The organism is Hoylesella marshii DSM 16973 = JCM 13450, from assembly GCF_000146675.1.
In the GTDB taxonomy this organism is placed as follows: domain Bacteria; phylum Bacteroidota; class Bacteroidia; order Bacteroidales; family Bacteroidaceae; genus Prevotella; species Prevotella marshii.
This window is the reverse complement of record NZ_GL397214.1, coordinates 1520207-1532526: the sequence shown is the minus strand read 5'-3', so window position 1 is coordinate 1532526 and position 12320 is coordinate 1520207. Positions and strand designations below refer to the sequence as shown.

Sequence of the window (12320 nt, the reverse complement as noted above, 5' to 3'; positions counted from 1 at the left end):
CATTGGTTTGCAGTATCATCTTGGAGGCACCTTTGGCAAGAGCCAGCCTGGGGCCAATAATCCCTTAGCTTGCGACTACGCTCGTCAACCCTTCTTCTTCGAGTATAATATTGGTCCATCGTGGTACAATAAGGTAAAAGTGTCGTCGGGTAGCTCGATAGGCTATACTGCTAACGCCAACCTTGGTTGGTGGTTGAACTCTGCTTTAGGCGTTCGCGGCGGTATTCATATCAGCAATGGTGATTGGGATCGCTCTTCTGCCAAGCACATGAAGTACCAATTGGGCTTTGTAGCCGGTACTTTAGACTTAATGTTCAACCCGCTCGGCATTACCAAAATATACGATTGGAAGGCTCCTGCCGGCTTCAACATCTTTGGAGGATTCGGTGCAGGTAAGATTCGTTTCGTGAAAGATTGGGATAAAGCCTATGAAGGCAAGTTCAACGAGTTCCGTTTAGGTGCCCAGCTGTGGGTGAAGTTGAGCGACGACCTCCGCTTCAATATTGAGCCTACTTACTCTATGATGGGTCGTTTCAGCGGCAATAAGGTATTGAAAAACGCCAATGAGTTGGCCATCAAGTTGGGTATGTCTTTGCTCCTGAACGGCAACGAGCATCTCAAAGGTAAGAAGGTGCAGCAGGCGAAAGGTCAGGAAGAAGTAGATGCCGGCCTCTTTATAGGTGGCGGTTTCGGCTGGAACACAGCTGTACATACATGGCGTTACACGGGGCAAAGCAATCCGTTGCTGAAGAATGGTGCGTTTTTTGTAGGCTACAATCTCGATGATTACCACGGCATACGCCTAAGTGGCGAGTACCTGACCGATAAGATTTGGATAGACAATGGCGGCAGCAGTTTAGACCCTATGGAGTTCAAGAACACTGCAGTGTCGTTAAACTACCAATTCAATGCCCTCAACATGATTTCGGGTGTTAATCCGAATCGTCAGTGGAACCTCTCTTTCTATGGTGGCCCCTCCCTTGTGTTGGGTAAAGCAGGTACAGAGTTAGCGTTCAACCTTGGTGGCATCCTGTCTTATCATCTCACCAAAGACTTGTCACTCTTCTATAGCCACACAGTCTATCGTATGAGCAAAGACCGTTACAACTCCGCCCAGATCTACCGCACTCCGGGTACGTTTGTAAACAGTTTGAACATCGGTATACAATATCGTTTGGCTTCTCTGTTTAAGAAGTAATATTTCTTAGCAGAGCCAACCGTAACTTACTTTATCTTATCTATCGTGGGGGCTGTTCCCGATACGTTGAGTATCACGGAGCAGTCCCCTTTTTGTGTCGTTTTGGCGGCAGAACGATATGTCATCAGTGACGGACAGATGTCCTATGGTTCTGCCTGATGAGAAATATCCGTTACAGAGCGAGGTCATTTCAGATTATTTGTTACACGAGTTCGGGATAAGAGGTCTCGTCTAATAGCCCCGTCGGGGCTTACAGTCCGATAGCCTTATCCCGAACTTGCGTAGTTAGATAATCAAGTCGATGAAACAGGGTTTATCATCGTCTTTACAATAGGAAATACAAATTCCCGCAATGAAGGGAAATATTTCCCCACCGTGAAGAGACAAATTTCCCGTCGTGGATAACAAACTCTCCAAACGTGGAGAACGGATTCTCCAAACGTGGATAACAAACTCTCCAAACTTGGATAATGAGTTCTCCAAACGTGGAGAACAGATTATCCAGACGTGGAGAACAAATTATACAAACGTGTATAATGAGTTATACAGACGTGGATAAGGGATTATAAGCATGTGATGGGAATTTAATATTCCTTATATCTCATGAGGTGAAATCATATTGTAAAGGCGGTTGTCCTCTAACTATCTACGTGAGTTCGAGATAAGAGAATCTCATCCAATAACTCCAAAGGGGCGACAGAAAATGACAATTTACTCCAATTCTACCCTATTGGGCAACATTATCATTGGCCACGATACCGTCATTGGCGGTAATGTGTGGGTCACCAACAGTGTGCCTCCGCACTCAAAGATTCTGCAAATCAAGGCGCAAGACGTGTCCTTCATCGATGGAGGAGGTATATAATGATGACATCAGACGGCATTTTCTCGTATTTTCCTATACCCTTTTCTTGTGGAAAGCGTCTGCTTTCTGATTTATTTCACTACCTTTGCACCCGTAAACAGCACTTATAGCGCGACAAATCAAAACCGACCAATCCCCGATTCCCGTTACCATCGGTCGCACTATCCACTTAGAGAGCTGGGGGGCGGTCTTTAGTAAAATTCAATATTATGTTTAGAAACAACAAGTTTTTCAGCTACATGGTCGTAGGCCTTGTAGCAATCTGCATGGCAGGAATGTTTGCTTCCTGCGGCAGCGACGACGACAACAAAGCATCCAACACCCTCACCGTAAACGGCAAGGAATACAAGGTACAAGCGGTTCTTGTGCAGAATGCCCTCGGCCGTTACACTGTAAGCATTGCCGGCATGTCCGGTATAACGAACCTTGCCAGTGTGACACTTGATATTCCGGAGAAGCTCGAAGGCAAGGTCATCGACCTAAGTACCCCGGGCGATTGGGTATTCCAACTTGGCTCACTCATCGGTGGTCCCGGCGTTGTTTTCGATAAGGGCAGCTCTCTGTTCATCAAAAAGAAGAGTTCAGATACTTATCAAATCACTTTCAATGTGAAGAAGACTGAGGCAGGAAAGACCACCACAGCCTCGTTTAACTTCGACGGTAAGCCTTTTACCCACAATAGCCTTTGACCCAAATCGGTCATGAGAGCTTCTTAGGCAGCCATGTCATCCCTATTAGCATGGTGGATAAGCTGTCCTATGACCGATGTGGATTTGCGTTCTTACCCTTATGATACCGCCTGCGTTCGCTGTTTACGGAATACGCATAGGCAACTATAAAGAGCCATTTCCCTACTCGCTACAGAGTAGAGAAGTGGCTCTTTTGTGTTTATATCCTTGACAAAGTGTTCCTTTTATTGGCAGAAAATCTTTAAGATATTAGGAAAGCATTTTCTCTCCTATCAACACTTTGGACAGCAAACTTACCTTATTTTAGGCGAATACTCGTTTGTTGTGGTCTGCTCTTATTTTTAGAATAACCGATAACAACGAAAGCGATGTCATAGTCTCGCTCCGGCTTTTCCCTTACTTCTATCTCGTAGCCATTGGTCAAATGCCCTTGTTTGTCTGCCAATCTTACAAGGGTACACCATATCATGTCTGCCTTGAACAGTTTCCCCTCCTTATATTCAAGGGTACCATATACAGTCCCGTCTGTCCCAGCCACTTTTGTTTCTCCTGTCTCAGTACGGACTTGTACAAATGCGTACTCCATCTCTCCTTTCTTGACTACGTTAACTGTCCATATGCTAACATCGTTGTGGGTTTCGTCTCCCCAATAGATGGTGTCTTTTCCTACATTGTGAAAGCGGAACTTTTCTCCCCCTTCTCTTGAAAGATTGGGATAAAAAACTCCTTCCTCATCTTTACAGCATGAGGAGAGAATCGTGACGACAGATATCATAACGATACCTGATATCATCAATAATACTTTGTTGGGTTTCATCATACACAAAGGTAAATAAGTGAGGTTATTAAAGGAATCTCTCTACAATATCTGTTTATTTGCAAATATAGCCCAAAAAGAAGGTCATTATTATCTGAACAGATTGAAAATACCCTTAGATTAACATTATTTGGTTTTACCTTATTTCTTAGGAGTTTGGGCAAGTACAGTAAATGCAACAGCCGATTACCAGAAATAGCTCTCTTAGTCTAAGCGCATGTAAGGGGCAATGCAAGCGCTGGCAGAGTATGATTACGGAGTGCGTCAATACCCTATTATGATGGTGTGAGGTGCAATGCAAGTCTCCCAAAAGTAGTATTGCAGGGCACATAGATGCCCTAAAATCATCGTATGATTGATGGGGTAAGCTCTACAAGAGCGTAACATGTTAGCCCAGCGTACAGCGCTGGCTATAGGGCGTTCCCCTAAATGGAGCGCTGTAGGTGCGACAGAATCCCACAACCGATACGACTTGCGCCGAGAACGGTTGCCGATCTTTCCCTGTACAAACCGTATCTGTGCCACGGTCAAACGGCATCTGTACGGGGAACGAATGCCGACTTATCATCCGTAACTTTACGACCTCGAACCCCAAATAGGTTATGAGAGCCTCTTAGGAAGTCATGGAATCCGTATTGAAATGGTAGAGAAGCGGTCTCATGAACGATTGGAGTTTAAAGTCGCAACCTCGTCTTTTAGGGACTAAAAACTAAGGGAATCATAAGGAAAAGGGGCGGGCAGAAAATGTAAAATGGGGGACAATGGCAGCATTCATCCGTTTTTTTTATTACTTTTGTTGCTGTTTACAACAAATACCGAGGCGTATGAAAAAAATCAAAAACCCGTGGAGAGAGAAAGGCGGTTACGACTGTTTCGGCTGTTCGCCCGATAATCCGATAGGGTTGCACATGGAGTTTTTCGAAGATGGCGACGACATCGTGTGCTTCTGGTGTCCGCAGCAACATTACCAAGGCTGGATAAACACCATGCATGGCGGCATTATCAGTACGCTGATAGACGAGATTGCTGGCTGGACGGTGATGCGCAAACTGCAAGCCACGGGCGTAACGGGTAAGTTGGAGGTTACTTTCAAAAAGCCCGTTATGACCACCGAACCGCAAATTACTTTGCGGGCACATATCATCAAACAGGTGAGAAACATCGCTGTTATTGCTGTGACGTTAGAAGACGGGCAGGGGGTGATTTGCGATGAAGGAACCGCCATCTACTTCATGCAGCCCGAGGAGCGTGCCCGCGAAATGGGATTCATGGGTTGCGATGTGGAGGCAGAAACGTTTTTTTCCATGTAGAAACAGCGGCAGAGACATGAACATTCTATTGGCAGACCGACAAGACATCACCCGCGAAGGCCTGATACATGTGATGCGAGACCTCGACGGCGTATGCTACGAATATGTAGAAAACAAGGTTGAGATGACCGAACGACTGAAAGCAAACCCTTGCTCTGTCGTGGTACTCGACTATACGTTGTTTGATATCAACGACACAGCCGAGCTTCTCATCATAGCCCAGCGGTTCAAGGAGGCGCAATGGCTGCTTTTCAGCAACGAGTTAAGTGTAGCGTTCGTGCGTAGTGTCATCACTTCCGGCAACCATTTCGGTATTGTCATGAAGGATTCTTCACTGCCGGAGATACGCGAGGCTTTGCTGTTTGCCCTGCGTGGGCAACGGTATATCTGCCAACGGATGGCCGAATTGCTGTTGACCCCTGTACCCTCAGCCTGTGGGAAAGACCTCCTCACGAAGACAGAAACCGAGATACTGAAGGATATTGCTTTAGGCATGACTACCCGAGAGATAGCCGACAAGCGCTATTCCAGCTTCCATACGGTGAATACTCACCGGAAAAACATATTCAGAAAGATAGCAGTGAACACCGCGTATGAAGCTACGAAATATGCTTTGCGTGCCGGTTTGATAGATGCTGTGGAATATTATATATAGATAAGGTGTAGGTGAAACATCCGACACGGTATAGGGTAAGATAGGCTATCGATACGCATTCAGCCGGCCGTTAGACATGTAGCCCTCGCCACTCGAAAACCCAAAAATAAGAGACGATGAAGATATTTGCTGTAGGAATGAACTACATCGAGCACAATAAAGAGCTGGATGGAACGTTATATAAACCCAAAGAACCGGTGATATTCACCAAGACCGACTCGGCATTGCTGAAGCCCGGAAAGCCGTTTTTCCTACCCGATTTCATGGGTCGGATAGACTACGAGGCAGAACTCGTGGTGCGCATCTCGCGTTTGGGGAAAGGCATCCCCGTGCAGTTTGCCCACCGCTATTACGACGCTGTGACCGTGGGCATCGACTTCACGGCACGCGATATGCAGCGCCGGCTACGTGACGCGGGTAGTCCGTGGGAGGTCTGCAAGGGCTTCGACGGTGCTGCCGCCATTGGCAAATGGATAGACATACAGACCTTTCGGGACGTGCAGACGCTACATTTCCGCCTTGATATCAACGGTGCGACCGTGCAGCGAGGCCATGCGAGCGAAATGCTCTACGGAATAGACGCGCTGATAGCCTACATCAGTCGGTTCTTCACACTGAAAACAGGCGACCTGCTTTATACCGGTACACCGGCCGGTGTGGGGGCTGTTCATATCAACGATTGCCTTGAGGGCTATATAGAAGACTGCAAGGTACTGATATTAAACGTAAAATAAACACTTTGATAAGTAAGATACGCATATCTGTAATGGCACTTCTGCTCCTGTTTGTTGGGACAGTAAGGGCGCAGAAGTTCTTCAATCTCACTGCTGAGGAGGTGAAGATAGACACCGTATTGCCCCATTTCACCTATACGCAGACGTTGCCTGTCAATCATGCAGACTCCGTTTACACGGTGTCTATCGAATATCCGGAGTTTATAGATATGAGCGCAGCCGATGTGGCGGCCTACCACCGGTTGTCGGATGCAGTGCTACCGGCCTTGCCCGAGATGCGGCAAAGCAGGCTTTCAGACCGCAGACAAGGTTTGCTGAAAGTGGATTTCTGCCCGCTCGTGTTCCGCAACGGACAATACCGGATGCTCGTTAGTTTTATGCTCCGCACCACAGCTCGCCCCGTTCTGCCTGCCATGCAACGTATAGCCACTCGCACTCCCGTTCCGCCTGCTTCGCGTTATGCCGCCCATTCGGTGCTGTCTTCCGGTAAGTGGGCTAAGATACGTGTAGGGGCTTCGGGCGTATATCGACTGAGCGAAAACCTGATTCGTAAGGCCGGCTTTTCAGACCTTTCCAAGGTAAAGATCTACGGTTATGGCGGGGCATTGCAGAATGAAAAACTGACAGCCGCTGATTTGGAACGCTTCGACGATCTGAAAGAAGTGCCTACATGCACCGTAGATGGCCGTCGCCTCTTCCATGCGCAGGGGGCAGTGTCATGGAGTAGTGCCACGGCAACTATGAGAACGCGCAATCCTTATTCTGATTACGGCTATTATTTCATTACCGAGACAGATGCAGCACCCCTCACTGTTACCCCCGACGATTTCCTTTCATCTTTCTATCCTTCCCCCGATGACTACCATTCCCTCCACGAGATAGACAACTACTCATGGTATCACGGCGGACGCAACTTGTTTGAAGATACTCCTGTATATCAGGGTTCGTCTAAGGATTATACGCTGTCGGCACCCGAACAGTCTGCCCCGGGCAAGCTATATATCTCGATTACGGCAGGCAACCCCGCGGCTGCCGATGTATCGCTCAACGGCACACCGTTGGGGCGACTCTCCATTTCAACCGGGAAATATGACATGGGGAACGCCGCCTCTTCTGTATTCAGCGGGGTAACGGTCGGGACAACAAACACCGTTACTATTACCACCGTATCGGGCGGTCCTGTGCGTTTAGACCATATCTCGCTGACATTTAACAACCCGCGTCCCGCCCCTGTGCTGGCATCCGATACCTATCCGGAGCCGGAATATGTGTACACCATCACCCCGCAAGACCTGCATGCCGACGGTGCAGCCGACATGATAATCATCATCCCTGCGTCGCAGAAGCTCCTTACACAGGCACGTCGACTGGCAGATTTCCATACCCGTCGCGACGGCATGCGCGTGCGCATCGTGCCTGCAGACGAACTCTACAACGAGTTTTCCAGTGGTACACCCGATGCCAATGCCTATCGGCGCTATCTCAAGATGCTCTACGACCGCTATCCCACACCCGACGATATGCCCAAGTATCTGCTACTCTTCGGCGATTGCACATGGGACAATCGTATGCGCACTGCCGATTGGACATCGTATAGCCCCGATGATTTTCTGCTCTGTTTCGAGAGCGAGAACTCTTTCAATAAGATTTATTGCTATGTAGACGATGGTTTTTTCACCCTTTTAGACGATGGGGAAGGGGCAGACCCTACAGAGAGCGACATGCAGGATGTAGCAGTGGGACGCTTCCCCGTGCGGACAGATGAAGAAGCGAAAGCAATGGTAGACAAGACCATTGCCTATATTGACAACACCTATGCGGGAGATTGGCAAAACATGCTTGTGTTTATGGGTGACGACGGCGACGATAACCTGCACATGAAAGACCTCGATGAAACCGCTACAAAAGTAGAAACAGCCTATCCCGCTTACCAAGTGCGCCGCATTTTGTGGGACTCCTTTCGGCGTGAACGTGCCGCTACGGGCAATACTTATCCCGAAGTGACCAAGCTCATCAAGCAACAACAGGCGGCCGGGGCCTTGATTATGGACTATGCCGGTCACGGAGCAGAGACAAGTCTCTCTCACGAGAAAGTACTTATGCTCAACGACTTCTCTGCGTTTCGGAACGACCGTTTGCCCCTTTGGATTACGGCCTCATGCGACATCATGCCCTTTGATGGCGTTACGCCAACCATAGGTGAGGCAGCAGTACTTAACCCTAAAGGCGGGGCAGTGGCATTTTTCGGCACGACGCGAACCGTTTATGCTAATTACAACAAGGTAATCAATATGGCATTCCTACGCTATGTGTTGAGCCGGAATGGTGGACGGAACATGACGATAGGTGAGGCGCAACGGCAGACAAAGAACTTCTTAATTACCTCCGGACAGGACTGCACGGTGAACAAGTTGCAATACTCGTTGTTAGGCGACCCTGCCTTAGCCCTCAAACTCCCCGAGCGGAAGATTGTCATCGATAGCATCAACGGCACACCGATTACCGTCGGCACCGTTGTGCCATTGCCTTCCGGTTCTATCACGCGGGTAAGTGGACGTGTTCTTTCCCCCGACGGCACGACAGAGATGACCGATTTCAACGGGCTCGTAAGTGCGATTGTGAGAGATGCAAAGGAGTTGATAGTATGCAAGAAAAACGATGATGAAACCACATCTCCCATGACTTATTACGACCGCACCAAGATTCTTTTTTCCGGTTCAGACAGTGTGAAAGCAGGGCGATTTACATTTGTCTTTGCCGTACCCATGGACATCAACTATATCGGTGGCAAAGGGCTTATCAACGTGTATGCCATGAATGCCGAACATACCCAGACTGCTAACGGTTATAGCGAGGCATTCATCACCACCGGAGGGGTAACCGCGACCAACGACTCCATAGGCCCGTCGCTCTATTGTTACCTTAACTCACCCTCTTTTACCTCGGGTGCACGGGTGAATTCTACACCCTATTTCGTGGCTAAAATAACAGATAAGGACGGTATCAACACCACCGGTAACGGTATCGGGCACGACTTGGAACTGACCATCGACGGAGACATTGAGAAGACTTATATCCTTAACAACAACTTCGTCTACGATTTCGGGTCTTACACGTCGGGAACTACCTACTACAGCTTGCCAGAACTCAGCGAAGGCCTCCACACCCTGCGGTTCAGGGCATGGGATATACTGAATAATCCCTCTACCGTGACACTGACATTCCATGTGGTCAAAGGCTTGAAATCCACCATTTACAGTATCGATACGACCGAGAATCCTGCGCGAAATGCTACCACCTTTATCGTTAATCACGACCGTATGGGCAGCGATGTCACCGTCACGATCGAGGTTTACGACCTCATGGGATGCCTCGTATGGAGCCATTCCGAGTCCGGCGTTTCCGACACAAGAGCCTATACCTATCCGTGGAATCTCATTGATACCGACGGAAAACGCCTCCATACAGGTATCTATCTCTATCGCATACGTGTACACGGCGAAGGTGGCAGCGTGGCATCCAAGGTAAAGAAACTTGTCATCATAAACAATAAATAACCCCTTCGACCCGTTTTACTCTCGGCACAGTGCAGGGCAAACTGCCATTTCCGCACTCGCCGTTTACCCATCAGAAAACAAAAATATGTATCCATACACGAAACCCATAGTCGCTCTTTTGCTGCTATTCTTGGCATTAGACCTCTCTGCACAAAGCAAACGCGACATCTTTAATCCCGAAAGAACTTCAGTTACGTCGCAAACCATTGCCCCCGATGCCCGCGCTGCAGGTATGGGAGATGTCGGAGTAGCCACCGACCCTGACGTAAATTCACAGTATTGGAATCCCGCCAAATACCCCTTCACGATCAGTCGGGCCGGCGTTGCCTTAAACTACACGCCATGGTTGCGTCAGCTGGTAAACGACATGTATCTGGCTTATCTGTCGGGTTACTATCGCATCGGCGACTATAGCGCGGTATCCGGTTCCGTGCGCTATTTCTCTTTGGGCGAAGTTTCTACCAGCACCGGTACGTCACACGACAACAGTATGACCATCACTCCCTACGAAATGTCGGCAGATGTGAGCTACTCGCTGATGCTAAGCGAGAAGTTTTCTATTGCCGCCGCAGTGCGTTGGATATATTCTGACCTGACGTATAATTTCTCTGACGATACCGCCCCGGGGTCGGCCTTTGCCGCAGACATCGCCTGTTACTATCAGAACTATATCAATCTTGGTGAGCGTGAATGTCAGTTGGGTCTGGGTCTGAACGTGAGCAATATAGGAAGTAAGATACGGTTTGGTGGCAGCAACAACAGTGAATTCATACCCACCAACATGCGTTTAGGTGCCTCTCTCATGGTGCCTATCGACGAATACAACCGCATCTCTTTTGCTGTCGATGCCAACAAACTGCTCGTTCCCACCCGTCCCGTAAAGGGGGGGAGTGAGACAGAAAAGGAATTTGCAGACCGCCTGCAGCGCGAGTATTACGACATCAGTTCCATTGGCGGTATCTTCAAGAGCTTCGGCGATGCACCCAATGGGTTGAAGGAAGAGTTGCAGGAAGTGCGATGGAGCGCCGGCGCAGAATATACGTATAATGACAAGTTCGTAGTCAGAGCCGGCTACCACCACGAAAGTGCCAACAAGGGAAACCGCAAGTATTTTACCGTGGGTGCAGGCTTCAAGATGAACGTTTTCTCACTCGATGCCGGTTATGTGATAGCTACGGCCAAGAGCAATCCGCTCGACCAGACGCTGCGTTTTACTCTGAACTTCGACATGGACGGATTGAAAGACCTTTTCAAGCGGCGATAGTCCGCCCCCGTTTCTCCACTCATTGCTAAAAACTCTCCCATCATGTTTCGTATAGGATTCGGTTACGATGTTCACAAACAGGCAGAAGACCGCGAACTGTGGCTTGGTGGAATCCGTATTGCTCACCATCGCGGCCTGCTTGGCCACAGTGATGCCGATGTGCTGCTACACGCTATCTGCGATGCACTCCTCGGCGCAGCCAACATGCGTGATATAGGCTACTATTTTCCGGATACGTCTGATACCACACTGGGCATGGACAGCAAGGTGATACTTGCTGAAACGATGAAACTCCTTTCCGCCAAAGGCTATCGATTAGGCAACATCGATGCCACCATCTGTGCCGAACAGCCCAAGCTCAACCCTCATATCCCAGCCATGCAGGCATGTATTGCCGAGATACTCGGTACCCATCCCGACAACGTTTCCATTAAGGCCACTACCTCCGAACGTATGGGCTTCGTTGGCCGTGAAGAGGGGATGAGTGCCTATGCCGTGGCACTCATTGAGCATGATGACCCAGATTCATCTACCCGCTAAACCCAACATGCGCCGCAACCCTTCTACGAGCTGCGGCGCATTTTCATATGTTTAACTTAGAAATTTATTCCGAATAAAAAGAAAACTTCTCAGCCTTCTTTATCATCCTTTCGTTAAACAATCTTCAATCTACCTTAAATCTAATAACTAAAAACCTAAATCTTTTATTACTAACCTAAACAATCTATTAACCTTTTGATGGTGCAAAGGTAGGCAGAATTGGCAGCCTCTGCAATACTTCACCCCTCATTCCCTCCTAAAGCCATCGCTTTTTTGACCTAAATCAACCACCTGTGCTTTTCTTTCCTGTTCGTTTTGTTTTCCATGTATTCCGCCCCATCTGTCACCTTTCCCCTGTTTTCCCTGATTCCAAATCGTTCATGAGAGCCTGTACAGATGGCGTTTGCCCGTGTCACGGATACGGTTTGTACAGGGAAAGGTCGGTAACCGTTCTCGGCGCAAGTCGTATCGGTTGGGAGATTCTGTCGCACCTACAGCGCTCCATTTAGGGAATTGCCCTATACCCAGCGCTATGCGCTGGGCTGACATGTTACGCTCTTGCAGAGCTTATTTGGGAAAGTAGCATCTACCTAATGCTACGTGCAGTGCTGACCTATTACGCGCTTACAGCGCTTACATTACATCTTGTACTATTATAATTATGGTATCGATGTGCTCTATAAAACTACCT

The 12320-nt window shown here is 48.5% G+C and carries 9 protein-coding genes and 1 pseudogene; 9 read left to right on the top strand and 1 reads right to left on the bottom strand.

Annotated elements, in window-relative coordinates:
- The 3 genes and pseudogenes from HMPREF0658_RS06415 to HMPREF0658_RS06410 all read left to right on the top strand — a co-directional run.
- Window positions 1-1198 (top strand): annotated as a pseudogene (locus tag HMPREF0658_RS06415) (hypothetical protein); the annotation flags it as partial.
- 703 nt (window positions 1199-1901) lie between these two features.
- Entirely contained in the window at window positions 1902-2063 is a 162-nt protein-coding gene (locus tag HMPREF0658_RS11040; protein WP_006949506.1) for an LbetaH domain-containing protein, read from the top strand.
- Window positions 2064-2272: 209 nt separating this feature from the next.
- Window positions 2273-2752 (top strand): hypothetical protein, encoded by a 480-nt coding sequence (locus HMPREF0658_RS06410; protein WP_006949505.1) that lies wholly within the window; start codon window positions 2273-2275, stop codon window positions 2750-2752.
- Window positions 2753-3050: 298 nt separating this feature from the next.
- Here HMPREF0658_RS06410 and HMPREF0658_RS06405 read toward each other — a convergent pair whose 3' ends face one another.
- Window positions 3051-3572 carry a hypothetical protein gene (locus tag HMPREF0658_RS06405; RefSeq protein ID WP_006949504.1) on the bottom strand — a complete coding sequence of 174 codons (522 nt, stop codon included), beginning with the start codon at window positions 3570-3572 and terminating at the stop codon, window positions 3051-3053.
- Between the two features lie 821 nt (window positions 3573-4393).
- Here HMPREF0658_RS06405 and HMPREF0658_RS06400 point away from each other — a divergent pair.
- From HMPREF0658_RS06400 to ispF, 6 genes are all read left to right on the top strand, one after another.
- The gene (locus HMPREF0658_RS06400) at window positions 4394-4879 is read left to right on the top strand and encodes a PaaI family thioesterase (protein ID WP_006949503.1); all 486 of its coding nucleotides are present in this window, start codon (window positions 4394-4396) and stop codon (window positions 4877-4879) included.
- A 16-nt stretch (window positions 4880-4895) separates the two neighbouring features.
- Window positions 4896-5534 carry a response regulator transcription factor gene (locus HMPREF0658_RS06395; protein ID WP_006949502.1) on the top strand — a complete coding sequence of 213 codons (639 nt, stop codon included), beginning with the start codon at window positions 4896-4898 and terminating at the stop codon, window positions 5532-5534.
- Window positions 5535-5650: 116 nt separating this feature from the next.
- On the top strand, window positions 5651-6268 hold the full coding sequence (locus HMPREF0658_RS06390; RefSeq protein WP_006949501.1) for a fumarylacetoacetate hydrolase family protein: 618 nt from the start codon (window positions 5651-5653) through the stop codon (window positions 6266-6268).
- A gap of 32 nt (window positions 6269-6300) precedes the next feature.
- Window positions 6301-9825, top strand: a complete 3525-nt coding sequence (gene porU / locus HMPREF0658_RS06385) for a type IX secretion system sortase PorU (RefSeq protein WP_006949499.1) — start codon at window positions 6301-6303, stop codon at window positions 9823-9825.
- A gap of 85 nt (window positions 9826-9910) precedes the next feature.
- Entirely contained in the window at window positions 9911-11089 is a 1179-nt protein-coding gene (gene porV, locus HMPREF0658_RS06380) for a type IX secretion system outer membrane channel protein PorV (protein WP_006949497.1), read from the top strand.
- Between the two features lie 42 nt (window positions 11090-11131).
- Complete coding sequence (gene ispF, locus HMPREF0658_RS06375; protein ID WP_006949496.1) at window positions 11132-11629, top strand: 2-C-methyl-D-erythritol 2,4-cyclodiphosphate synthase; 498 nt, start codon at window positions 11132-11134, stop codon at window positions 11627-11629.
- Window positions 11630-12320: the final 691 nt, after the last annotated feature.